Below are 22,127 nucleotides of genomic sequence, written 5' to 3' on the forward strand. Positions count from 1 at the left end.
ACGTCGGGTCCGAACGCGATCTCGTTCCCCCGCCGGCCGACTTCAAAACAGGAGGCCGGCGCCGGCGAACGCGACGAGGAACGTCGCGGTGGCCGTCGGCAGCGCGATGCCGATCCGATACGCCACCAGCGTCCGGTCGAACCCCCGCTCCAAGCCGGTCGCAAGTCCGGTAAGGAGCGCGGCGAGCAGCAGCACATAGGTCCCGACGATACGTCCGAGGACCGGCACCGACAGGGTCCCCGCGCCGCCGCTCGCCTCTGCCGCGCCGCTCCCGCCCGCCGCACCGCCGGCGCCGGCGGTCGCTCCGCCTCCGGCGCTCAGCCCCCCGCCGAGCGCGTCGGCCCCCGCGGCCGCCCCGGCGCCGAGACCGCCCACGTCGACCGCGTCGATCCCCGTCGCGAGCGCGACGGTCGCCCCGCCGACGAGCGGCGCGAACACCGCCGCGGTGTTCGAGAGCGTCCCCGTGACGGTCGCCAGCTGACGGCGCGCGTCGCGTTCGAGCTCGCGCAGCTCCTCCAGCTGGTCGGCGAGTTCCAGCAGAACGTCTCCGGCCGGCCGGCCCTCGCGCGCGGCGACGGCGAGCAGCGCGATCGCGCCCCGGAGCCGGGGCGACGGGACGGCGGCCGCCGGTCCGCCCTGTCCTAAGAACGCCTCGCGGACGCCGACCCGCAGCGTGTCGCTCCGCCGCCCGGCGCGCTCGAACAGCTCGCCGGTCGCGCCGTCCAGCCGCTCGCCGGCGTTCGCGACCGCGGTCTCGACCGCGACGCCCTCCGCCACGTCGCCGCCGATCACCGTCATCGCGTCCGGGAGCCCCCGCTCGACGTCGCGCACGTCCGACAACACGGCCCGACGGGGTCTCGCAACGACGAACAGCGCGCTCCCGACGCCGACGCCGACCCCCGCGACCGGCCACGCCCACGGCGCGACGGCCTGCGCGGCGACGACGGCCGCCGCCGCCCCGAGGGCGCACCCGACGAGGAGGGCGTGGCCGCGCCGATCCGGCACGTCCGGGTGGTCACCGCCGATCTCCGGCGGCGGGAACGCGACCGGTCGCCGGAAGAGCAGCCACGCCGAGGCGGCCACCAGTCCGACGGGGAGCGCGACGAGGTACAGGCCGGCGACGAGCCCGGGACCGATGGCGACGCCGGCGGCGGCGCCCGCGGGAAGCAGCGCGATCAGCGCCAGCGGGAGCAGCACGCCGAACGCGTACAGCGCGGAGACCGGCCCGCGGACCGCGCCGACGAACGACGCGAGCCGGTCGGTCGTCCCCGAGAGCGTCGCGTCGAGCGCACGGTCCAGACACCGCCCGCGGCGTTCCGGCGGCGCGGTCGCCGCCGTCCGGACGAGCGCCGCGGCGCGGTCGATCGCCGGGAACCACGAGCGCCACTCGCGGGCGAACGCTTGGAGGCCGCTCGTCGGTCCGTCGGCGCTCCCCCGCTCGTGACGGGAGAGCGCCGCCGCCAGCGGTCCGTCTCCCGTCCGCCCGGCGAACCGCACCGCCCGCTCGGTCGAGGGGTCGAGCCGCATCCGCAACACGAGCCGCCCGACGAGCCCCGGCGCCGCGCCGAGCGCGCGCGTCCGCCGGAGCGACGCGAGCCAGACCGGCGCCCGGTGGACGGCGTGAGCCCCGCCGACGAAGGCGGCCAGACCGGCCGGCGCGGCGGCGACCGCGCCGGCGAGGAGCGCCGCGACGACAGTGACGATCGCGCCCGCGACGGCGCCGACCCGATACCCCACGGCCACGACGCGCTCGGCGGAGGCGTCCCATCCGAGGAACGCGACTGCCCGGCGCAGCTCCTCCGAAACGTCCGATTCGTCGTCCCCGTTCGAGCGAAGGCCGGATTCGTCGGACGCTGTCGACCGGTGCCCCGTCATCGGTCGCCTCCGGCGTACCGCGCCGGCGCGATCCGTCCCGTTCGAACCGCGTCGCGGACTCGGTCGCTCCGCCGGTCGACGGCCTCTCGAACCGCCGCGTAGGATTCGCTCGATCCCGCGAGGTCCTCGATCAGTCGGCTCTCGCCGCGGTCGATACGCCCCGTCGCGACGAGTCCCTGCTCGGTCCGCTCGAAGAGCGGATCGAAGCTCACCCCGTCGCCGTGGTCGCCGACCTCGACGATCGACTCGACGCGGTGGTCGTCGAGGACCGCGATCAGGTCGGTCGCGGCGAACGACGAGCGGGCGACCCCGAGGTCGGTGACGACGCGCTCCTCGACGGCCGCCGGGTCCTCGCCGTGGATCGTCCCGAGGACCGTCTCGCCGGCGGCCCCGACGCGCATCGCCTCGTACAGCGCCCGCGCCTCCTCGCCGCGCACCTCGCCGACGCTTATCGCGCCGCCGCCCATGCGGAGCGCGGTCCGCACGGCGTCCGCGGGCGCGAGCTCGGCGCCGTCCCCCACCCGGAGCCGCTGGGCGTCTCGCCCGGCGTCGGCGAGCGCGTCCACCGGGAGTTCCGGCGTGTCCTCGATGACGATCGTCCGGGTTTCGGGGGGCAGTTCCCACAGCAGCGCTCCGAGCGCGGTCGTCTTGCCGGCCGCTCGACCCCCCGCGACGAGCCCGGTCACGCCGCGCTCGACGGCGACCGACAACAGCCCTGCCGCCGCGGTCGTGAGGGTGTCGACGGACACTAACCGTGCGAGCGTCCACGTCTCCGGGTCGCCGCGCCGGAAGGTGAACGAGAGGCCGTCGCTCGCCGGCGCCGTAGCGGCGGCGACCCTGACTCGCCCGGTCTCGGAGCCGATCGTCGCGTCGAGCGTCGGCGTCGCCCGCGAGAACGCCCGCCCGCTCTCTCGCCGGAGCCGCGACGCGAGGGTTGCGGCCCCCTCCGGCGGGAGACGCACGTTCGTCCGGCACCGTTCTCCGTCGAGGACCACGCGAAGCGGGTTCTCGGCGACCGGCGCAGTCACCGTCGCGTCGCTCACCCGATCGTCGGCGAAGACGTGTTCGAACGCGCCGTAGCCGTGGGTGTGTCGCCGCAGGACTTCGGTCAGGTCCGCGACCGGGTCGTCGTCGTCGGCCACGGCCCGCACCGCTCGCCCCGGCGCCCTGTCGCCGCCGCGGGGATCGTCGAGCAGCCGGTCGCGCGCGGCGGCCAGCGTCGCCACGGTCTCGGCGTCTAAGTCGGCGCTCGGCGGCGTGAGGTGGTACGTCCTGAGGGAGCCGTCGCCCTCGTAGAGCCGGACGGTCGCCCCGGTCGAGACCGTCCAGCGGTCGACCAGCGTCGCGCCCGGCGGCGGCGCGGCCGCGACGCGCGCGGTCGCGGCCGTCGGCCCGACGTGCGCCCGCAGGCGCTCGTTCAGGTCGAGGTCGCTCTCCGCTCCGTCCGCGTCTCCCGCGAGCTCCTCGGCGGCCGACAGTAGCCCCGTCTCGGTCGCGATCCGCTTCGCGGGACCCGCCCGTCCGGCCGCCTCCGCCGCCGCGCCCAGCGGGTCTCGGACGACCCGGTCGGCGAGCCGCTCCTCGTGGAACTCGATCCGCTCGCGGAACCGTCCCGCGGCGATGAGAATATCGGCGGCGCGGTCGGCGTAGGAGCGCTCGCGCCCGCGGTGTCGAGTCCTGATCACGTCCGCGTCCCGGTCGGTGAGCGCCGCGATAACGGTCGCGAGGCAGTCCGGGCTCGCGGCGAGGTCACCGCGTCCCGGGCAGCCGTCGGCGTCGACGTCGAGGACGACCCGGTCCTCGACGCCCGTCCCCACGGGCTCGCGGAACGTCGGGTCGCACCGACACGCGCTGGAACCGTCGTCGACCCACGGGAGCTGTCGGAGGGGCGCCCCGCCGTCGCCGCCGGCGAGCCGTTCGGTGAGGTCGAGGTTCATGACGGGCGTGGCCGCGGTTCGATATATAAACGATCGCCTCCCGACTCGTCTCCGCTACCCGCGGCCGATCCGCTTCACCCGATCCGACCGATCCGAACCGTCGGTCCCCCGTCGTCGACGTACCGGACCCGGACCCGGTTGGCTCCCCGGCGGAGCTCGATCGGTCCGCCGACGAGTTCGACGGCGGTCTCCGCCGGTCCCGTGCCGACGCGGAGCGTGCGCTCCGGCCGGTCGTCGATCCGATACGAGAGCGCGACGCCGTCCGATCGGTCCGGTGACTCGACGAGCGCGACGCGGTCAACCTCGGCCGCGGCGAACCCCGTCGGAACGCGGAGGAGGACGGTCGTCTGTGCCGCCATCGCGGGGTCGCTCACGGGCGTCGACCCGGCGACGACGACGCCGATCGCCCGCTCTAACCGGTCCGCCTCCGCGCCGATCCGCTCCGCCGTCGTCGCGGTTCGAGCCGTCTCGACCGCGGGCATCGACGCCGCCAGCAGCGCGACCGCCACGAGCACGGTGAGAACCACGCGGATCACGGGCCGCTCACAGCGACTCTCGGAGCCGGTCCAGCGCGTCCGTCGCCCACGCGCCGTCGTCGCCGTCTCCTCCGTCCTCGTTGCGCTCGCTGTCGCCGGTACGCGGTCCGGACGTCGGCCGGTCGTCCGGCAGGGCGGCGTCGAGGGCGCTCTCCGACGGAACCGCACCGTCGGGGCCATCCCGGTCCCTCGCGCCTCGATCGGGCGCGCCGCTCCCGCCGTCTCGCCCGGCCCCGCCGCTGGCGGCTCGACCGCCCCCGTCGCTAGCGCCCCGGCCGGCCCCGTTGCCGCCGCCGTCTCGGCCGCTCTCCCGTCCGGCCTCCGTCGCCCGCGCCAGCGCCAGGTCGGCCCGTCGCTCGACCTCGCGGTTGACGGCCCTGACTGCCCCCGCGTAGCCGCGGACCGCCTGCGTCGCCGCCTCAAGTTCCGCGACGCGCTCCTCGAGGTCGTCGAGCCGCGATTCGAGCCGCTCGCGCTCGGCGGTCGCCTCCGCCCCCGCGGCGGCGTCCGCCGGACGCGCGTCGCTCCCGGTCACCGCGCGCTCGACGGCGCTGAGGCGGGCCTCGATCCGGTCGTCCGCTTCGCTCGTGCCGGTCGTCGCCTCGTTCGTTCCGGTCATCGCCTCGTTCGTTCCGGTCATCGCCTCGTTTTCCGCCGCCGTCCGCGTCGCCTCCGCTCCCGTGCTCGGCGGCTCCGCACTCCGCGTGTTGTCGGTCATGCGCGCCGTTGCCCGCGGCTCCACTCTTAAATCTCGGGGAAAGGGTATTGTCGCCGGGAGTGGTACGTCCCCGCATGAAAGCAGTCCTCCTCGGCGTCGGACAGGCGGGCGGCAAGCTGACGACAGCCATCGCGGAGTTCGACGCCGACGCCGGCTACGGCGCGGTCCTCGACGCGCTCGCCGTCAACACGGCCGCGGCCGACCTCGACCCCCTCCCGCTCGAAACGGTCCTCGTCGGGCAGTCGCGCGTCAACGGCCACGGCGTCGGCGGCGACAACGAACTGGGTGCCGAAGTGATGGACGAGGACGCCGTCGAAGTACTCGACGCCCTCGCGCCGAAGGTCACCGCGGAGGCCGAGGCGGTGTTCGTCGTCGCGGGCCTCGGCGGCGGCACGGGCTCCGGCGGCGCGCCGGTCCTCGTCCGCGAGCTGAACCGTGTGTACGACGTCCCCGTCTACGCGATCGGAATCCTCCCGGGCCGCGACGAGGGGACGATGTACCAGGTGAACGCCGGGCGGTCGCTAAAGACGCTCGTCCGTGAGGCGGACGCGACGATCCTGCTGGACAACGACGCGTGGCGCTCCTCGGGGGAGTCCATGGAGGGCGGCTACGAGGCGATCAACGCCTCGATGGCGAAGCGGATCGGCCTAATCTTAGCCGCCGGCGAGGCGGTCGAGGGCGTCGGCGAGTCCGTCGTCGACACGAGCGAGGTGATCAACACGCTCCGCGCGGGCGGAATGGCCGCGGTCGGGTTCGCCTCGGCGCCAGCGGCCGAGGACCCGGAGGAGAACGTCACTACGGTGACGAGCGCGGTCCGCAGCGCGGTGATGACCGGCCTCTCGCTGCCGAACGCGACCGACGCCGACGCCGCCCTCGTCGCGGTCGCGGGCGACCCGGACCGGATCTCCCGGAAGGGCGCGGAGAAGGCCCGGAAGTGGCTTCAAGAGGAGACGGGGTCGATGCAGGTTCGCGGCGGCGACTTCCCGCTCGACTCCGACCGGATCGCCGCCCTGGTCCTCCTCGCGGGAGTCGAGCGCTCGCAGCGCGTCGAGGCGTTCTTGGAGCGCGCCAGGCAGGCGGTCCGCGACGAGCGCGAGGAGAAGCCCGACCCGGCGGCCGCGTTCGACAACGACGAGATCGACGACCTGCTCTGAGCGCGCTCCGCCGCCCGGAACCGGGCGACGCGCCCGGCCGACGGGACAGGTTCCGCACCTTTTTGTTCTCGCCCGGTGGAGTCTCGCCCGATGACCAACCCGTGGGACGACTGGGACCACGTGCTGAAGGTCGACCCCGACAAGGACCTCCGGTCGGGGGAGACCTTCGAGGACGTCTGCCGGACCGGGACGGACGCGATCGAGATCGGCGGGACCCTCGACGTCACTGCGGAGAAGATGACGCGCGTCGTCGACGCCGCGGCCGAGTACGACGTGCCGCTGTACCAGGAGCCGTCGAACCCGGGCGTCGTGATCGACTCGCCGGCGCTCGACGGCTACCTGATCCCGACCGTGTTCAACGCCGGCGGCCCGTTCTGGATCACGGGCGCGCACAAGGAGTGGGTCCGCATCGACGACCTCGACTGGAGCCGGACCCACACCGAGGCGTACATCGTGATGAACCCCGAGGCGTCGGTCGCCCAGCTGACGGAGGCCGACTGCGACCTCGCCGCGGACGACGTGGCGGCGTACGCGAAGATCGCGGAGCGCATGTTCGGTCAGGAGATAGTCTACGTCGAGTACTCGGGCACCTTCGGCGACACGGAGAAGGTCGCGGCCGCCCACGACGCACTCGACGATGCCACGCTCTTCTACGGCGGCGGCATTCACGACTACGAGTCGGCCAACGAGATGGCCGCCCACAGCGACGTGATCGTCGTCGGCGACCTGCTCCACGACGAGGGCGTCGACGCCGTCCGCGAGACGGTGAAGGGCGCGAAGGACGCGCACGACGCCTAACCACCTTTTTCTCGTCGGGTTCCCTCGCTCACTTCGTTCGCTCCGGGAACCGCTCCTCGAAAAACCTGGAGGGAAAAAATCCGACGGCTCGGCGTTCGCCTCGCCGTCGGTGAACCGCTCGCTTCGCTCGCGGACGCTCCGTACGGAGAAGATAGTCGATCTGTTGGGCTGAGCGGACAGGCGGTGCGGCCGGCGCGTGCCTGCGAGGCCGCTTTGCGGCCGAGCAGCACGCGCGAGGGACGCGGTGAGCGCTCGGAGAGCGCGAACCGCGAGGCTGGGGAGGTGTGAGGCTGCGGTTGCGGTGCGGTCGGGGAGGACTCAAAGGGGCAGCCGCGAGGCGGGCGCAGGCGACGCAAGCACCGCAGCGAGTGAGCGGAGCGAACGAGTGAGGAGCGCAGCGAGCGTGCGCCCGCCTCGCGGCTGGGGCTTTGGTGGTGTTCTCCGTCGATCGGGATTTGACTATTCAAAAGCGAGCGGCTGGGGCTTTGGTGGTGTTCACCGCCGGCAACGGTCAATAATTTATAAAAGAGTGACTGGAATCTGGAGGTGTTCGTCGCCTATCCGCGGTCAACTATTTATAAGCGAACAGCCGGAATTTAAAAACGGATTTCGTAGTCTCGTCTCCGGAGTCACAAAGCCGAGCAACCAGAAATCGCGAGACGGCGCCTCACCGCAACAGCGTTCAGCATAATACAAGTTGGAGCCTCCGACCTCAAGTCGTATGGGAGTAGGTCTCGCTGACCATCCGAACGGGTCTGCGGCCCGTGAGGAGAGAGCGAGCGAAGCGAGCGAGTAGGTCGGAGAGGAAACCCACCAGGCACTACACCAGCCACGTTCGATCGTCGGCCGACTTCTCACTGAATCGTCACTAATATAAAAGTAAAAAATACGTCTGAAGTACGGATGGAGGTACGGCGCACCGTGCCAGTCAAGCTCGATATGGCCGACAGCGACGCCGACCTCCTCCATGAAACTATCTCCGAGTTCCTGTGGGCCGCCAACTACGTCGTCGACCAAGCCTGGCAAGGCGAGTATAAAACAACAAGCAAGGCCGAGCTACAACGCGAGACCTACGACGACGTGCGAGCCGAGACGCGACTTCAAGCGAATCTCGTCCAGAACGCCCGTAACAAGGCCGCCGACGCTGTCCAAGGCGTCGTCGCCCGCTGGAAACAAGGTGACTACGCAGGGAAGCCGCATTTCACTGCCTCAACTCTCGTCTACGACAAGCGGTGTGCGACGTTTAACGAAGACCACGCGACGCTCTCGACCGTCGAAGGCCGTATCACCGCCGAGTACGTCGTGCCAGACGGTAACCGTGAGACGCCCTACTCGGAGTACCTTCTCAACGACGACTACGAAGTGACAGCCGGAGAACTTCACTACCGAGACGGCGAGTTCTACCTTCACGTCCGCACAAAGGCGGACGTAGAGTTCGAGACTGCCGACGACGGCAACGACGAGCACAGTACAGTCCTCGGCGTTGACCTCGGCATCGAAAACGTCGCCGTCACGTCAACGGGCACGTTCTGGAACGGGTCGGAGTTGAACCACTGGCGCCGCGAGTTCGAGAAGCGACGCGGGTCGCTTCAACAGCGCGGGACGCGGGCCGCTCACGAAACCATCCAATCGGTCGGGCGCACGGAGACGGGACGCTACGACCACTTTTTACACACCGTCTCGAAAGAACTCGTCGCAGAAGCCCTCGAACACGACTGCGACGTGATCGCGTTCGAGAACCTGACGGGAATTCGTGAGCGGATGCCGAACGCCAAGAAGTTCCACGCGTGGGCGTTTCGGCGCCTGTTCGAGTACGTCGAGTACAAAGCCGAAGTCGTCGGCATCTCGGTCGAGCAGGTGAGTCCCGCCTACACCTCCCAGCGATGTTCCAAGTGCGGGTTCACTCATGAGGACAACCGCCCGATCTCGGACGGCCAAGAGGTATTCGAGTGCCTGAAGTGTGGATACTCACCGCACGCGGACTACAACGCGGCGAAGAATATCGGTCTGAAGTATCTCCGCTCGGCGCAAACGTCGTCGGGTGGAGGCGCACCCGTAAACGTGCGCTTGAATCGCGGGACGTTGAACGTGAACGGCGATTACGAGCCTGCCAGCGATGGCCAGAACGGGAGTCCACGCGAAAGCCCCGCCCTCAACGAAGCGAACGGCGAAGCCGTGAGCGAGTAGGGCGGGGTAGTTTACGCGTACCCGTCCAGCATGTTCTCGACGTACTTCGCGATCACGTCCACCTCCAGGTGAACCGGGTCCCCGACCGACTTCTCCGAGAGCGTCGTCAGGTCGTAGGTGGTCGGGATGATCGCGACGTCGAACTCCCCGTCACGCTTCTCGGCGACCGTCAGCGAAATCCCGTCGAGCGTGACTGATCCTTTATCGACGAGGTAGTCGCCGTGCCCCTCGGGGATCGCGAAGGTGAACCGCCAGTCCTCGCCGACGCGCTCGATCCCAGTCACCTCGGCGACGGTGTCGACGTGGCCCTGAACGACGTGGCCGTCGAAGCGCCCGTCCGCGGGCATCGCGCGCTCGACGTTGACCGCGTCGCCCTCGCGCACGTCGCCGAGGTACGTCTTCGCGACCGTCTCGCTCGCGAGGAACACCGAGAACCACTCCCCGCCGTCGCTGTCGTCGTCGCCCGCGTCGTTCGACTCTCCGTACTCCTCGACGGTCAGGCAGACCCCGCTCACGCTTATCGACTGGCCGTGGTGGAGGTCGTCGAACCCGTCGACGCCGATCCGCAGCCGGAGCCCGTCGTCCGTCTCGGTCCGTTCGCGGACCGTGCCGGTGTCCTCGACGATGCCGGTGAACATACCGGAACTGGGGGCGGGCGACGGTTATCGGTTCTGGGTCGACGCGCCCGGCGCGGACCGGGTTCCGGGTGCGAGCCCGCCGCACACACCGCGACCGCCGCCGGCGCGCCGCGTTCCTTTTGACCCCCGGCAGCCAACGGGTCACCAATGCGACTCGGACTGCTCGATATGATCGGGCTGGCGGCCTCGCTGATCTTCGCCATCCCGCTCGGGAACTACGCCGTCTTCCGGCTGCTCGCCGGTGAGGTAGCGCTCGGCGGCGGCCTGCTGGTCGTCGCCGTCGCGATGGTGGTCCTCCCGCAGTACTTCCTCGATCCCGCGCAGATCCTCCGGCGGCTGCTCTCCGGACTCCTCCCGTCCCAGCTCCGGGGGGACGACGCGGCGGCTCCCGAGACGGAAGACGACTCGCCGTCCGTCGCGGTCGGGAGCGACTCGGACGACCGCTGACCGCGGGCCGTTCCCGCGGCCGCGGCGACCGAAGGCCGAGGCTCGGGCTTGACTGCGAGTAGTCGTTGGCGTCGTCGCGTCGTCAGCCCCGAACCCGGGCGACGAGCGCGGCGCCGAGAAGCCCCAGTGCGGCGGCGACGAAGCCGAATCCGGGAGCCTCGCCTCCGGTGTCGCCCGTCTCGGGCGAATCCACGTCATCGACTACCAGCACGTCTTGCGTCACGGACTCGCCGAGGTCCTCGTTCCCGCGGACCGTCAGTGTCGCCCTGTCCCCGACCTCGGCGACGCTCGCGTTGATCGTCGCCGTCGCCTCCCCGTCGGTCACCGTCGCCTCTCGGGTCTTGATGAAGTTCGTGCTCGCGTTGCCGGCCGACCGAAGCCGCATCTCGACGGTCGCTCCGTCATCGAGTTCGACGGGCACCGCGACGACGGTCGCGCGCGGCTCGACGAGGAGGTCCGCGTCCTCGACGTCCGCACCGCTGACCGCTTCGACCGCGCTCCCGTCACCGTGATCGCCGCTCTCACCGCTGGTGTCGATTGTCAGCGTACCGACGTCGGTCAGTTCGCTCTCGTCGCCGACGAACAGCTTCACGTCGTAGGCCCCGGGAGCGGGGGATTCACCGAGATCGGTCTCGCCGTCGATTTCAACTTCGGCGCCGTCGGCGGTCAGCGGGTCACCGCCGACCCCCGCTTCTCCGTGGTCGTACGTCAGCGCGGTCTCGCCGCCACCGTCCGGCGTCACCGTCGCTCGGAGTTCGTATCCGGACTCCTCTTCATCGCCGATCACGACCTCGAACGACTCGACGCCGTCGGACTCGACGACGATCGCGCCGGTCCCGCCGTCGTTCACCGCGACGGTCGACTCGTTGAGGCCGACGCGTTCGTCGGCGGCGACGGTGCCGGCGCCGGCGACGGTAAGAGCGACGACTCCGACGGCGGCGAGAGCAGCCATGAACGCTCCCGTTCCAACGCGGCGTAGTCGTCTCGCGACGCGTTCGATCCGTTCGGCTTGGCTCGCAGAGGTGGAGGGTCTGAATCGCATGCGCGTCAACGGTCTCGCCGTTCGATCAAAGTAACGTCGGTGTCTCAAACGGTTCTTGTAGTCATCGTCAAATTAGGTCCTCTCCGCTTCGGTCGCCGGTCCGCCTCCTGATTCTCCCGCACCGCTCGCCGGCTCAGTCGCGTTCGCTCGGCACGATACCGAACGGGTACACCGCCAGTATCTCGTAGCCGTCGTCGGTGACGAGGACTAAGTCCTCCAGTCTGACGCCGCCGATTTCGGGGTCATAGACGCCGGGCTCGACCGTCACGACGTGGCCCGGGCGGAGCTCGCCCGCGCCCGACAGCGACGGCCCCTCGTGGAGGCTCACGCCGACGCCGTGGCCGGTGCCGTGAGTGAAGCCGGCCTCGCCCTCGTCCGCGTTCGGGTCGAAGCCGTACGCGGCCAGCTCCGCGGCGGCCTCACCGTGGACCGTCTTGGCCGGGACGCCGGGCTCGATCTCCGCGAGCGCGGCCTCGCGGGCGGCCTCGACCGCGACGTACGCGCGGCGCTCCCAGCCGCCGTCGCCGTCGACGACGAACGTCCGCGTCACGTCGCCGTAGTACCCGTCCGGGCCGCGCGGCGAGACGTCCAGCAGCACCGTCTCCCCCGGCCGTATCGGGTCGTCGCCGACGTAGTGGAGGTCGGCGGCCGACGGGCCGGCGCCGATCACCGTGTTGCCCGCGTCGCGGACCCCGCGGGCGGCGAGGACCTGATTCACCTCGCGGCGGAGCCGCTCCGTCGTCAGCGGCTCGCCCTCCCAGCGGAGCGGGGGTCGGCGGCCTCTCTCCGACTTCTCGGCGGTTGTGTCGGTCACACCGCTCTCGGCGAGCACCGCCTCGGCGCGAGCCATTCCGGCGACCGCCGCGCGCTGGACGCGCCGGAGCCGGTCGGCCTCCGCCGGCGTCTTGCGCGCCCGAGCGTCGGCGACCGCGTCCGTCGAAGTCAGATCGTTGTCCGCGCGTTCCAGGTATACCGCCGCGTCGTGAGGGATCGAAGCGGGGGCGAGGACGGTCGGACCGTCGCCCTCGGCCGCGGCGTTCGCACCGTCGGCGAGGTCGTCCACGACCCCCGCCGCGCGCTCGCCGGCGTGGTCGCCGACGCCTTCGGTCCGGACCTCGCGAGCGACCCCGTCGTGAAACTCCACATCGGCGTCGTCGGTCGGTCCCGCGCCAGCGTCGTCGGTCGGTTCCGCGTCGGCGTCGCGGGCGGCCGCGACGAACTCCCGCTCCGCCTGCTCGCCGAACAGCGCGGGGGCACAGAGGACGGCGCGTCCGGCGTGGTCGGCGTTCTCGTCGTCCGGCACGACGACCAGCGCGTACGGACGGTCCGGGCCGGAGAAGCGCGTCAGGTAGCGCAGGTCGTCGTCGAAGCGGTCGCCGACGGCGACGAACGCGCCCGCGTCGGCCTCGCGGACCGCCTCGACGATCGGTCGGAGATCGGTCCGGAGAGGGCGGAGGTTCTCCTCGGCGTCTCCCGGCGCCGCGCCGTCCCCGCTCACGGCTCCGGTTCGGGCACCGCCAACTCCGCCTGGACCTCCTCGACGAGCTCTTGGGCGGGCTCGTCGCGGAGCTCGTTGAACAGGAGGACGCTGATCGGGAGCGTCGGCGCGCCGCTGATGAGGCTCTCCATTATCACGAGCCGCTCGCGGGCGCGGGACATCCCGACGTAGAAGACGCGGCGCTCGTTGTCGGTGAGGACCGGCACGGGGCTCGTCGCCTTCGTGAACTCCTCGACGCCGTCGACGTCGGTCGGGTCGTCGATGGAGGCCGCCATCTGCTCGACCACCTTCTCCGTGAGGTCGGTGGCGACGAACACGTGGTCGGCCTCGCGGCCCTTCGCGGAGTGGATGGTGCCGACGCGGACGCGGGTCGGGTCGGCGCCCTGATGCTCGCCCTCGAAGTACGCGCCCATCGACTTGCGCTGGAAGCTCGTCACCTTCCGCACCATGTCGTCGGCGCTGGCGGTGTCCGGCATGAACGGGATATACTCGTCGAGCGTGTCGGCCGCGATCTCGATCAGGGAGACGTCGTCGGCGTCGGCCGCCTCCTCGCGGTCGTCGAGGAAGTCGTAGAACTCCTCGCGGTCGTGGGTGCCGAACGCAGACTCCTGGAGCATGTCGGCGAGACGGCGCGCCTCCAGGCCGGTGACGGCTTCGTCGGCCTCGGCCTTCTCGATGGCGCTGACGTAGTCTTGGACCCGGTCGGTCCACATCCGGCCGTCGGTGAGCATCGTGAACGGGATGCCGTGGTCGATGAACTCGTCGATGAAGTCGAACATCTGGTAGCGCGCCCGGAACAGACACATCACGCTCCCCTCGTCGTCTTCGACGGTGTACCGGACGTTCCGGACGAGTTCGATCATCGACGGCGACTCGATCGCCTCGACGGTGCCGCCCTCCTTGCGCGGGTGGAGGTCCTTCTCCTGCCGCTTGTCGATGTGGCGGATCTCGGCGTTGACGACGTTGAGGATCTCCGACGGGAGCCGGTAGGAGTTCGGGAGGACCACGTCCTCGTCGACGTCGGTGTCGAGGAGGAGGTCGGGGTCGGCGCCCTGCCACGCGTAGACGACCTGGTCGTCGTCGCCGGCGATCAGCACCTTCTCCATGTGCGGCCGCCACTCCTCGAAGACGTTGTACTGGAGCGTCGTGATGTCCTGGAACTCGTCGATGATCAGGTAGTCGACGCTGGGGACGAGCGAGCGCTGCGCGACGCGTTCGAGCATGTCCGCGAAGCCGACGAGGTCGTTGTCGCCCTTGTACGCCCGCCACGCGCGAATCGTCTCCGGGATGTCGATCCGGTCGTCGTCGGAGGGCCACGTCGGGGTGTACTTGTTCCCCTGCTGGGCGTTGGGGTCCTCCTCGGGCGGGAGCCGGACCTCCTCGACGTTCCACTGGAAGGGGACGTCGTACCAGTCGGCCACGTCGCGCTCGGTGCGCTGGAGCCACTGCGAGGTGGCGATGATCTTGTTCCCGATGGTCGTCGACCGGGCGGTTCGACGCCCCGCGCCGCCGTGCTGGTCCTCGAACTCGATGCCGTACTCCTCGCAGAACGCCTCCTTGTCGTCGTCGCCGACCACGTCGCCCCGAGAGAGGTCGAGCAGCTCGTACGCCTTCGCGTGCATCGTGCTCACGTTCCCCTGAAGGCTGCGCGGCGAGATGTCGAGCCGCTCGGCGAGCCGCTCGCGGATCTCCGCCGCGGCCGCGCGCGTGTACGAGACGACGAGCACGTCGCGAACCTCGGCGTCCTCGTTTTCGAGGATCTCCTCGACGCGGTCCAAGAGCGCGGTCGTCTTCCCGCTGCCGGGCCCCCCGAACAGCCGCGTCACCGTGGTATCAGTCATTATTACCCCCAGATTCCCATTCTCCTTAAACGCCGTGGCTCGGTGATCGTCCACTCCGGGCACCGGTCCGCGGCGCTTGGACCACCCCGAGTCCCGGTTCGGCCCCGTCGGCGCGGCGTTTCATCGCTCGGTCGGCTCGTCAACTGCTCCGCGTCGCGCGCGCTTCGCGGACGTCGGCGCCGTCGCGGACCATGTCCTCGCAGGCCGGACAGACGCGGGGCCGATCGACCTCGTTCGGCGTGAACACCCGAACGTAATCTGTCGTGACGAACGAACCGCAGTTCTGACAGGTCGGCATGGTACACACTATCGAGTAATTCCACATAATACTACCGGGGAGTATGACGGAAAGAAAATTCGCGGAACCGGGCGTCGACCCGGGCGTCAGTTCGGCCGCCAGTCGCAGACGGAACACCGCGCGGACCCTTCCTCGTGGAGCGCACCGCACTCGGGACACTGGAGCTTGTTATAGGATCGCTCCCAGCGTACGATCTCTGTCTCGTGGCCGTGATCGGAGAGGAACTCGTCGAACACGTCGTCGTCCGAGCTGGGTGCACTACTGGACATGCGTGATATGGTATGTCACACCAGCATATATATCTTTCTGCCGTTCTCGTCGCTGCGAATTACGCGGACGAGTGATCAGTTTCTGCGAGAAATCAGTTCGATACACAACTTCACAGCGCGGCCGGCACCGGAGAGCGAACTCCCGCCTCCGCTTACCAGGGCTCGTTTTTGACGCCGAGCGCGTACGCGCCGACGTTCGTGACGACGTGGAGGACGGGCGTCATCACGAGGACGACCGCGAGGACGGGGGGCCTGAACACCGCGAGCGCCCAGTCGGCGTCGACGAGGAAGACGAGGCCCAGCGCGCCGACGACGAAGTCGAGCTGGTCGAGCCCGGGGAACGCGGCGCCGCGCTCGCGCCCGGACCGCCGCTTGAGGAACGAGGCGCCGATGTCGCCGCACATCGCGCCGAACGCGAGCGCGAACGCCGCCGGGAGCGCGAACGTCGGCAGCTCGGCGCCCAGCGCGGCGCTCGCGGGGTCGTTGAGGCGGTTGAGCGCGAGCGCGAGCAGCACGCCGACGAGGGTGCCGACCGCGGTGCCGCGCCACGTCTTCCCGTCGCCGAGCAGCCGCGCGCCGCGCCACTCGCGGCCGCCGTCGATGGGGCGCCCCCCGCCGGCCAACACCGCGGCGTTGTTCGGGACGTACGCCGGGAGCATCGCCCAGAACGCGGTCGCAACGAGCGTACCGATCATGTCCTCACGGGCGACGCGCGGCGTGTTATAAACCTCGGTTCGGGGCTCCCGGTCACGGCCGCCGGGTCGGCAAAGGTAAAGTTCGCTCCGTCCGGAAGTCGTCATATGATCCCCCCTATCGCCCGGCGGTTCGTCGCCGGCGAGAGCGTCCCGGCGGCCCTCGACCACGCCCGCGCCGCGAACGAGGACGGCGTCGCGGTCATCCTGAACCTGCTCGGCGAGCACTACGGCGATCCCGACGACGCTCGCGCGGACGCCGACGCCTACCTCCAACTGCTCGACGACATCGCCGACAGCGGCCTCGACGCCTGCGTTTCGGTGAAGCCCTCCCAGATCGGGATGGACGTCTCGCCGGACCTGTTCGAGGAGCACTACCGCGAGATCGTCGCCCGCGCCCACGAACTCGGTGCGTTCGTCTGGTGCGACATGGAGGACGCCGACACCACCGACGCCACCCTCGACGCCTTCGAGTCCATCGCCGCCGACTACCCGTGGAGCGTCGGCCAGTGTATCCAGTCGAACCTCAAGCGGACCGCGGACGACCTCGACCGTCTCGTCGACGTCCCCGGCAAGATCCGGCTCGTGAAGGGGGCGTACGACGAGCCGTCGTCGATCGCGTACACGGACAAGGCGCGCGTCGACGAGGCGTACCGCGACGACCTCCGGTTCCTCTTCGAGCGGCGCGACCGAGGGATCGCCGTCGGCAGCCACGACCCCGAGATGATCTCGCTGGCGGACCGGATCGCGCGCGAGCACGGCGCCGACTACGAGGTCCAGATGCTGATGGGGGTCCGCGAGGACGCACAGCGCGACCTCGCCGCGCAGGGGGTCGACGTGTACCAGTACGCGCCGTACGGCGACAAGTGGCTCTCGTACTTCTACCGACGCGTCCGCGAGCGCAAGGAGAACCTGACGTTCGCGGTGCGGGCCGTCCTCGGTCGGTGACGGCGTCGCCCCCGCCGACTCCGCTCCGTTCCGGCCCCGTGCGTAGAAGCCCTCTTAAGGGTCGCCGACACATACCAACGCGATAGATGTCCACGTGGAAACGCGACTTCGCCAGCGGGCTCATCGTGCTGGCGCCGCTCCTCGTTTTACTGCTCGTCCTCCGCTGGATCTACCAGTACATCGCGTCGATCCCGCTGATCGAGGGGCTCCAGCCCGAGGTCATCCCGGCGCCGTTAGAGCCCGTCTCCCGGGTGGTGATCGCGTTCGCGGTGTTCGCGACCGTCGTCCTCGCGGTCGGGTACTTCATGCGGACCACGCTCGGTCGCTTGGCGGAGTCGGCGGTCGACGACACGATAAACCGGATCCCGGCGCTACGGGTGGTGTACAACGCCTCGAAGCTCGCGATCGAGACGGCGATCTCCGGTACCGACGAGCTGCAGAGCCCGGTGTACATCGAGACGTGGCCCGGCATCCGGATGACCGCGTTCCGGACCGGGAAGAAGACCCGCGACGGCAAGATCGTCCTGTTCATGCCGACCGCGCCGAACATCACCACCGGCTTCGTTATCGAGGTCGAGCCGGAGCGGATTGAGGAGACCGGCGAGACGGTCGAGGAGGGGATGACGCGGGTCCTCTCGGCGGGGTTCGCGGAGTCGGCCCACCAGGTCCCCGTCCACGAGGAGGAGCCCGCCGGAGGCGACGGTGCGGACACCGCCGACGGGTTCGGACGCGTCCGGACCGACGGGACTCCCGGCGACGGGACTCCCGGCGACGGGGACGGGTCGGCGGCCGAGGGCAGCAGTTCGGCCGAGTGAGGCGGTTCGAGGCGTCCGCCCGCGGTCAGGCCTCCCGGCTCAGAGGTACGTGAACCACTCGTCGTGGTCGTCCGTCCGCCGCTCGACGAGGTCGAAGAAGGCCTGCTGGAGCTCCTCGGTGACGGGGCCGCGCGTCCCAGAGCCGATCTCCGTGTCGTCGACCGAGCGGATCGGGGTGACCTCCGCGGCGGAGCCGGTGAAGAACAGCTCGTCGGTGGTGTACAGCTGGCCCCGGGAGATGACGGCCTCGTCGTGGACCTCGTAGCCGCGCTCCTCGGCGAGCGTGATCACGGTGTCGCGGGTGATCCCTTCGAGGATGGACTGGGCCGGCCCGGTGGTGTATATCTCGCCGTCGTTCACCATGAAGACGTTCTCGCCCGGCCCCTCGGCGACGTTCCCCTCCTTGTTGAGGACGATGGCCTCGACGTAGCCGTTCCGGCGCGCCTCCTCGCCCGCCAGCATGGAGTTGACGTAGAGCCCGGTCGTCTTCACGTTCGTCGGCACCTGCGAGGAGGCGTGTTTCCGCCACGAGGAGACCATCACGTCGACGCCCTCCTCGAGGGCCTCCTCGCCGAGGTACGCCCCCCACGGCCACGCGGCGAGGACGAGGTCGGTCGGGCAGTCCTTCGGGGAGACGCCCAGCGAGTCGTAGCCGTAGTAGGCGATCGGCCGGACGTACGCGGAGTCGAGGTCCTGCCGGTCGAGCAGTTCGAGGGTGGCCTCGGTGATCTCCTCCCGAGAGTGCTCGATCTCCATGTCGTACATCTTCGCGGAGTCGAACAGCCGGTCGAGGTGCTCCTCCCACCGGAAGATCGCCGGCCCCTGCTCGGTGTCGTAACAGCGGACGCCCTCGAACACGCCGCTCCCGTAGTGGAGCGCGTGGGTCAGAACGTGGGTCGTCGCGTCCTCCCAGTCGAGGAACTCCCCGTTCTTCCAGATCGTGTCGACGTCCATCTCATCGAATCCCATACTGCGTGGTTGCGGCCGGCGGGCTTAAAACTGTGACAACCGGTCGGGGACTGCCGCGAGGAAGCGAGATCGGACTCCGGTGACGGAGCGACGGGGAACCGTTCCGAAGCTCCAGCCGCTCATTTATCAATAATAGACTGCGGATCGACGGCGGACACCGTTGAAGCCCCAGTCGCTCGTTTATAAATACACGACCACTGATCGGCGGAGAACACCTTCAAAGCCCCAATCGCTCATTTATAAATATTCAACCACTGATCGGCGGAAAACACTTCCAAAGCCCCAGTCGCTCATTTATAAATACACAACCACTGATCGGCGGAAAACACTTCCAAAGCCCCAGTCGCTCATTTATAAATACACAACCACTGATCGGCGGAAAACACTTCCAAAGCCCCAGTCGCGAGGACGGCGCACGCTCGCTGCGCGCTTCAGTCGCTCACTTCGTTCGCTCCTTCCAGTGCTTGCGTCGCCTGCGCCGTCCTCGCGACTGCCCCTTTGAGTCCCGCCCCGCACCGCTCCGCACCGCACCGCACCTCACGCCTCCCCAGCCTTGTCGGCCTCCCTCCGCTTCGCTCCGGTCGGCCGACTCCCTCGCACGCGCTCCTCGCGGCCGTTTAAAAACGGCCGCTCGGAGGCGCGCGCCGACAGCAGCGTGGGAGGTCCTACTTCAGCGCCTCGACGAGGGCTGCGCCCTCGACGTAGGGGATGTCGCGGCGGGCCGCGTAGGCGGCGGCGTCCGCGGGCGAGAGCGCGTCGCCGGTCTCGTCGTCGAGCATCTCGCAGACGACGGCGGCGGGCGCGGCGCCGACGGCCTCGGCCATCGCGAGGCCGAGTTCGGTGTGGCCCGTCCGGCCGTCGAGGCCGTCGCGGTCGCCGCGCAGGACGTGGACGTGGCCGGGCGCGCGGAACTCCGCCGCGAAGTCCTCGGGCCCGTAGCCGGCCGGGTCGTCGCGGACGCGGCCGGCCGCGTTCGCCACCTCGACGATGGTCTTCGCGCGGTCCGCGTCGGTGATCCCGGTGAACGTGTCGCGGTGGTTCACGGGCAGCGAGAACGAGGAGCGGTCGTCGTAGTCCGGGTCGTCGTCGACCGCGGGGTGGTCGAGCGCGTCCGCGAGGAACGGCAGGTCGAACGCGTCGCCGACCGCGTCGCTCACGGCCACGCAGATCAGGCCGCCCGCGTCGTTGCGCATGTGCGCGACCGCGGCCTCGTCGACCGCGCCGGCGGGGTAGACGATGTCTGTCTCGCCTTCCCGGTCCGCGAAGTCGTGGACGCAGACGGGGTCGCCCGCGCGGAAGGCGTCGAGCGCGCGCTCGACGGGGTCGGTCGCGTCCGCGGACTCGGCGGTCCCCGCGGGGTCGGTCTCGGCGGCATCGGGTTCGCCGGTAGCGTCGCTCTCGGCGGCGGCGTCGGCCGCGCCCGCGCTCGCCTCCGGGTCGGCGTCGACGTCGGCGCGCATCAGGCGGCCTCCGTCTCGACCGCGGCCGATCCGGGCTCGTCCGCGCGGCTCGTCGGCTCGACGCGGACCTCCACCGCGTCGCCGTCCGCGAGGTCGAGTGCGTCGCGCAGCCGGTCCGGCGCGATCAGCTCGAGCTGGTCGTCGTCGTGGTGGGTCCGGTCGGGGACGATGGCGTGGACCGCCTCGTAGCGCTCGCCGTCCGCGACGAGGGTGACCCCGTAGCAGGTGGCGGCGCCGTAGGTGCGGTCCTCGCCCTCCCACGCGTCGATGGGGACGGCGTCGATGCCGGCCATCTCGCCGCGCCGGCGGACGCTCTCCTCGGTGAGGTCGACGTTGAGCGTGCCCGGGAACGGGTCGTAGCCGAGCCGCTCGCGGAACTGCTCGGCGTAGCCCGGCAGCGTGATGTAGTGGCGCCCCTCGCCCATCCCGCCGGTGACCGACCCCCGGAGCGAGAGTTCGACGTCCGACTCGAACAGGCGGCGGTAGTCGGCGTACTCCGCGCGGAGCGCGGCCTCGCCCGCGTCCGTCACGCGGACCCACTGCCCGTCGCTGACCACGTCGCGCTCGACGTAGCCCGCGGATTCGAGCGTCTGGAGGCGTCTGGAGGCGGTCTGCGTGGAGGCGTCGAGCCGGTCGCCCAGCGCCGCGCACGACACCTTCGTCTCGGAGAGGCCGCCGACCAGCCCGACGTGTTTGAGGGCCGCGAGCGCGGCCGGGTCCACGTCGGCCGCCGCGTCGGTCGCCGTCGCGTCTGACATACGATACGCTCGGTCGTCCGCGGGCAAAAGGGTAACGAATATGGAACACGTCTCAGAAACGTTAAGCGGTCGGCGGAACCGACCGGAAAACCGCTGGAACCGATAGTTCCCGCGCTGGATATGTAATCCCGTCGGTGCCGGTCGGCTTCGCGGCGTCTCCGGCGATTCCCCGAACCGGTTCGGTTCTCGGATGTGAGCGTCTCCCGCACCGGTCAGCGAAAGGTAAGGTACAAATACGAACGGGGATTGATTCGTGATGAGGGCTCGTAGATCAGTGGCAGATCGCTTCCTTCGCAAGGAAGAGGCCCGGGGTTCAAATCCCCGCGAGTCCACTCCTTCGCTCATTTCGTTCGCTTAGTCGTTCCCTCGCGTGGTCCCACTCGCTCACTCCGTTCGCTCGCGGGACCCCCGCGAGTCCACTCCTTCGCTCATTTCGTTCGCTTAGTCGTTCCCTCGCGTGGTCCCACTCGCTCACTCCGTTCGCTCGCGGGACCCCCGCGAGTCCACTCCTTCGCTCATTTCGTTCGCTTAGTCGTTCCCTCGCGTGGTCCCACTCGCTCACTCCGTTCGCTCGCGGGACCCCCGCGAGTCCACTCCTTCGCTCATTTCGTTCGCTTAGTCGTTCCCTCGCGTGGTCCCACTCGCTCACTCCGTTCGCTCGCGGGACCCCCGCGAGTCCATGTTTTTGCGCCGCGAGCAACGTCGCGAGCGGCGCAAGTCTGTAACGAGCGGGGTTTGAACCCTACCAGTCGCGCGCAGCGAGCGAAGCGAGCGAGCACGTCTGGTTCTGGTTCAAAATCCCCGCGAGTCCACTCCTTCGCTCACTCCGTTCGCTTAGTCGTTCCCTCGCGTGGTCCCACTCGCTCACTCCGTTCGCTCGCGGGACCCCCGCGAGTCCACTCCTTCGCTCGCTTTGAAGCTTCCTCCGAGACCGGGAAGGCGAACGCTGAACCCGGGGAAGCGGTTCTTACGCCGGCATTGTGACCGATCCCTCCCGGACCCAGACCGCTTATATATCCCGAGTAAGTTGAGCGTCGTATGGGCATCTCAGAGTTCCTTGAGGGAACGAACCTCACGCACCGGCAGATGGGGGCGGTAATGGTCGGGTGGATCCTGCTCGTCACCATCATCTCCGTCGGCCTGCTGCTGTACACCTCGTCGTTGTAGGCACCGGCCGCCGGCCCGCGCCGCCCCGACTCTCGGCAACCGCGGCGGCTACCCCCGAGGTTATGACCCGACCCGCCGAA

Annotated in this window: 21 protein-coding genes and 1 tRNA gene; 8 read left to right on the top strand and 14 right to left on the bottom strand. The window is 69.9% G+C overall.

All coding sequences use genetic code 11. The features are described 5' to 3' along the window. Positions 1-42 precede the first annotated feature (42 nt). The 4 genes from DVK07_RS00975 to DVK07_RS00990 form a co-directional block, all read right to left on the bottom strand. On the bottom strand, positions 43-1,875 hold the full coding sequence (locus tag DVK07_RS00975; protein WP_121595299.1) for a type II secretion system F family protein: 1,833 nt from the start codon (positions 1,873-1,875) through the stop codon (positions 43-45). Next, positions 1,872-3,812 carry an ATPase, T2SS/T4P/T4SS family gene (locus tag DVK07_RS00980; protein ID WP_121595300.1) on the bottom strand — a complete coding sequence of 647 codons (1,941 nt, stop codon included), beginning with the start codon at positions 3,810-3,812 and terminating at the stop codon, positions 1,872-1,874. Before DVK07_RS00980 ends, DVK07_RS00975 begins: the two co-directional genes overlap by 4 nt. Positions 3,813-3,886: 74 nt before the next feature. Continuing rightward, complete coding sequence (locus tag DVK07_RS00985; protein WP_121595301.1) at positions 3,887-4,348, bottom strand: hypothetical protein; 462 nt, start codon at positions 4,346-4,348, stop codon at positions 3,887-3,889. A gap of 7 nt (positions 4,349-4,355) precedes the next feature. Next, the gene (locus tag DVK07_RS00990) at positions 4,356-5,066 is read right to left on the bottom strand and encodes a hypothetical protein (protein ID WP_121595302.1); all 711 of its coding nucleotides are present in this window, start codon (positions 5,064-5,066) and stop codon (positions 4,356-4,358) included. Between the two features lie 74 nt (positions 5,067-5,140). Between DVK07_RS00990 and DVK07_RS00995 the strand changes: the two genes are divergently transcribed. The 3 genes from DVK07_RS00995 (at position 5,141) to DVK07_RS01005 (ending at position 9,205) form a co-directional block, all read left to right on the top strand. Next, a complete protein-coding gene (locus tag DVK07_RS00995; RefSeq protein WP_121595303.1) occupies positions 5,141-6,220 on the top strand; it encodes a tubulin/FtsZ family protein in 1,080 nt (359 codons plus the stop codon). 90 nt (positions 6,221-6,310) lie between these two features. Further along, on the top strand, positions 6,311-7,018 hold the full coding sequence (locus DVK07_RS01000) for a phosphoglycerol geranylgeranyltransferase (RefSeq protein ID WP_121595304.1): 708 nt from the start codon (positions 6,311-6,313) through the stop codon (positions 7,016-7,018). A gap of 903 nt (positions 7,019-7,921) precedes the next feature. Further along, positions 7,922-9,205 carry an RNA-guided endonuclease TnpB family protein gene (locus DVK07_RS01005; RefSeq protein ID WP_121595305.1) on the top strand — a complete coding sequence of 428 codons (1,284 nt, stop codon included), beginning with the start codon at positions 7,922-7,924 and terminating at the stop codon, positions 9,203-9,205. An 11-nt stretch (positions 9,206-9,216) separates the two neighbouring features. On the opposite strand, the gene DVK07_RS01010 is transcribed toward DVK07_RS01005, so the two are convergent. After that, positions 9,217-9,843 (bottom strand): riboflavin synthase, encoded by a 627-nt coding sequence (locus tag DVK07_RS01010; protein ID WP_121595306.1) that lies wholly within the window; start codon positions 9,841-9,843, stop codon positions 9,217-9,219. A 147-nt stretch (positions 9,844-9,990) separates the two neighbouring features. On the opposite strand from DVK07_RS01010, the gene DVK07_RS01015 reads away from it, so the two are divergent. Beyond that, positions 9,991-10,290 (top strand): hypothetical protein, encoded by a 300-nt coding sequence (locus DVK07_RS01015; protein WP_121595307.1) that lies wholly within the window; start codon positions 9,991-9,993, stop codon positions 10,288-10,290. 82 nt (positions 10,291-10,372) lie between these two features. Here the strand turns inward: DVK07_RS01015 and DVK07_RS01020 are convergent, their stop codons facing one another. The 6 genes from DVK07_RS01020 to DVK07_RS01040 form a co-directional block, all read right to left on the bottom strand. Continuing rightward, on the bottom strand, positions 10,373-11,242 hold the full coding sequence (locus DVK07_RS01020; RefSeq protein WP_233565356.1) for a BGTF surface domain-containing protein: 870 nt from the start codon (positions 11,240-11,242) through the stop codon (positions 10,373-10,375). A 223-nt stretch (positions 11,243-11,465) separates the two neighbouring features. Then, positions 11,466-12,830 (bottom strand): Xaa-Pro peptidase family protein, encoded by a 1,365-nt coding sequence (locus tag DVK07_RS01025; protein ID WP_121595309.1) that lies wholly within the window; start codon positions 12,828-12,830, stop codon positions 11,466-11,468. After that, positions 12,827-14,671, bottom strand: coding sequence for a UvrD-helicase domain-containing protein (locus tag DVK07_RS01030; RefSeq protein WP_121595310.1), 1,845 nt, complete (start codon positions 14,669-14,671; stop codon positions 12,827-12,829). The genes DVK07_RS01025 and DVK07_RS01030 overlap by 4 nt, the downstream gene beginning before the upstream one ends. Positions 14,672-14,810: 139 nt before the next feature. After that, positions 14,811-14,969 carry a hypothetical protein gene (locus DVK07_RS23185; RefSeq protein WP_004598729.1) on the bottom strand — a complete coding sequence of 53 codons (159 nt, stop codon included), beginning with the start codon at positions 14,967-14,969 and terminating at the stop codon, positions 14,811-14,813. A gap of 86 nt (positions 14,970-15,055) precedes the next feature. Further along, positions 15,056-15,238: an HVO_0416 family zinc finger protein gene (locus tag DVK07_RS01035; RefSeq protein ID WP_017341975.1), complete on the bottom strand. Its 183-nt coding sequence runs from the start codon at positions 15,236-15,238 to the stop codon at positions 15,056-15,058. 152 nt (positions 15,239-15,390) lie between these two features. Further along, the gene (locus tag DVK07_RS01040) at positions 15,391-15,933 is read right to left on the bottom strand and encodes a CDP-2,3-bis-(O-geranylgeranyl)-sn-glycerol synthase (RefSeq protein ID WP_121595311.1); all 543 of its coding nucleotides are present in this window, start codon (positions 15,931-15,933) and stop codon (positions 15,391-15,393) included. 105 nt (positions 15,934-16,038) lie between these two features. Between DVK07_RS01040 and DVK07_RS01045 the strand changes: the two genes are divergently transcribed. Both DVK07_RS01045 and DVK07_RS01050 read left to right on the top strand, forming a co-directional pair. After that, entirely contained in the window at positions 16,039-16,878 is an 840-nt protein-coding gene (locus tag DVK07_RS01045) for a proline dehydrogenase family protein (protein WP_121595312.1), read from the top strand. 86 nt (positions 16,879-16,964) lie between these two features. Next, positions 16,965-17,693, top strand: coding sequence for a DUF502 domain-containing protein (locus tag DVK07_RS01050; RefSeq protein WP_121595313.1), 729 nt, complete (start codon positions 16,965-16,967; stop codon positions 17,691-17,693). A gap of 39 nt (positions 17,694-17,732) precedes the next feature. Here DVK07_RS01050 and DVK07_RS01055 read toward each other — a convergent pair whose 3' ends face one another. The 3 genes from DVK07_RS01055 to DVK07_RS01065 all read right to left on the bottom strand — a co-directional run bounded on the left by DVK07_RS01055 (position 17,733) and on the right by DVK07_RS01065 (position 20,880). Next, a complete protein-coding gene (locus tag DVK07_RS01055; protein ID WP_121595314.1) occupies positions 17,733-18,662 on the bottom strand; it encodes a branched-chain amino acid transaminase in 930 nt (309 codons plus the stop codon). A gap of 665 nt (positions 18,663-19,327) precedes the next feature. Then, entirely contained in the window at positions 19,328-20,122 is a 795-nt protein-coding gene (gene ribB / locus DVK07_RS01060) for a 3,4-dihydroxy-2-butanone-4-phosphate synthase (RefSeq protein WP_121595315.1), read from the bottom strand. Next, a complete protein-coding gene (locus tag DVK07_RS01065; RefSeq protein WP_121595316.1) occupies positions 20,122-20,880 on the bottom strand; it encodes a DUF120 domain-containing protein in 759 nt (252 codons plus the stop codon). The genes ribB and DVK07_RS01065 overlap by 1 nt, the downstream gene beginning before the upstream one ends. A gap of 260 nt (positions 20,881-21,140) precedes the next feature. Here DVK07_RS01065 and DVK07_RS01070 point away from each other — a divergent pair. Then, positions 21,141-21,212 (top strand) — tRNA-Ala (locus DVK07_RS01070). A gap of 706 nt (positions 21,213-21,918) precedes the next feature. After that, entirely contained in the window at positions 21,919-22,047 is a 129-nt protein-coding gene (locus DVK07_RS24170; protein ID WP_255410458.1) for a hypothetical protein, read from the top strand. Positions 22,048-22,127 lie beyond the last annotated feature (80 nt).

Origin of the sequence: Halorubrum sp. Atlit-26R, assembly GCF_003666015.1 — an archaeon.
GTDB lineage: Archaea > Halobacteriota > Halobacteria > Halobacteriales > Haloferacaceae > Halorubrum.

What these genes read in the sequence shown, in the direction of transcription:
- DVK07_RS00975 (WP_121595299.1), bottom strand. Translation starts at nt 1,875, where the DNA reads ATGACGGGGCACCGGTCGACAGCGTCCGACGAATCCGGCCTTCGCTCG.
- DVK07_RS00980 (WP_121595300.1), bottom strand. Translation starts at nt 3,812, where the DNA reads ATGAACCTCGACCTCACCGAACGGCTCGCCGGCGGCGACGGCGGGGCG.
- DVK07_RS00990 (WP_121595302.1), bottom strand. Translation starts at nt 5,066, where the DNA reads ATGACCGACAACACGCGGAGTGCGGAGCCGCCGAGCACGGGAGCGGAG.
- DVK07_RS00995 (WP_121595303.1), top strand. Translation starts at nt 5,141, where the DNA reads ATGAAAGCAGTCCTCCTCGGCGTCGGACAGGCGGGCGGCAAGCTGACG.
- DVK07_RS01000 (WP_121595304.1), top strand. Translation starts at nt 6,311, where the DNA reads ATGACCAACCCGTGGGACGACTGGGACCACGTGCTGAAGGTCGACCCC.
- DVK07_RS01005 (WP_121595305.1), top strand. Translation starts at nt 7,922, where the DNA reads ATGGAGGTACGGCGCACCGTGCCAGTCAAGCTCGATATGGCCGACAGC.
- DVK07_RS01010 (WP_121595306.1), bottom strand. Translation starts at nt 9,843, where the DNA reads ATGTTCACCGGCATCGTCGAGGACACCGGCACGGTCCGCGAACGGACC.
- DVK07_RS01015 (WP_121595307.1), top strand. Translation starts at nt 9,991, where the DNA reads ATGCGACTCGGACTGCTCGATATGATCGGGCTGGCGGCCTCGCTGATC.
- DVK07_RS01020 (WP_233565356.1), bottom strand. Translation starts at nt 11,242, where the DNA reads ATGGCTGCTCTCGCCGCCGTCGGAGTCGTCGCTCTTACCGTCGCCGGC.
- DVK07_RS01030 (WP_121595310.1), bottom strand. Translation starts at nt 14,671, where the DNA reads ATGACTGATACCACGGTGACGCGGCTGTTCGGGGGGCCCGGCAGCGGG.
- DVK07_RS23185 (WP_004598729.1), bottom strand. Translation starts at nt 14,969, where the DNA reads ATGCCGACCTGTCAGAACTGCGGTTCGTTCGTCACGACAGATTACGTT.
- DVK07_RS01035 (WP_017341975.1), bottom strand. Translation starts at nt 15,238, where the DNA reads ATGTCCAGTAGTGCACCCAGCTCGGACGACGACGTGTTCGACGAGTTC.
- DVK07_RS01040 (WP_121595311.1), bottom strand. Translation starts at nt 15,933, where the DNA reads ATGATCGGTACGCTCGTTGCGACCGCGTTCTGGGCGATGCTCCCGGCG.
- DVK07_RS01045 (WP_121595312.1), top strand. Translation starts at nt 16,039, where the DNA reads ATGATCCCCCCTATCGCCCGGCGGTTCGTCGCCGGCGAGAGCGTCCCG.
- DVK07_RS01050 (WP_121595313.1), top strand. Translation starts at nt 16,965, where the DNA reads ATGTCCACGTGGAAACGCGACTTCGCCAGCGGGCTCATCGTGCTGGCG.
- DVK07_RS01055 (WP_121595314.1), bottom strand. Translation starts at nt 18,662, where the DNA reads ATGGGATTCGATGAGATGGACGTCGACACGATCTGGAAGAACGGGGAG.
- ribB (WP_121595315.1), bottom strand. Translation starts at nt 20,122, where the DNA reads ATGCGCGCCGACGTCGACGCCGACCCGGAGGCGAGCGCGGGCGCGGCC.
- DVK07_RS01065 (WP_121595316.1), bottom strand. Translation starts at nt 20,880, where the DNA reads ATGTCAGACGCGACGGCGACCGACGCGGCGGCCGACGTGGACCCGGCC.
- DVK07_RS24170 (WP_255410458.1), top strand. Translation starts at nt 21,919, where the DNA reads ATGGGCATCTCAGAGTTCCTTGAGGGAACGAACCTCACGCACCGGCAG.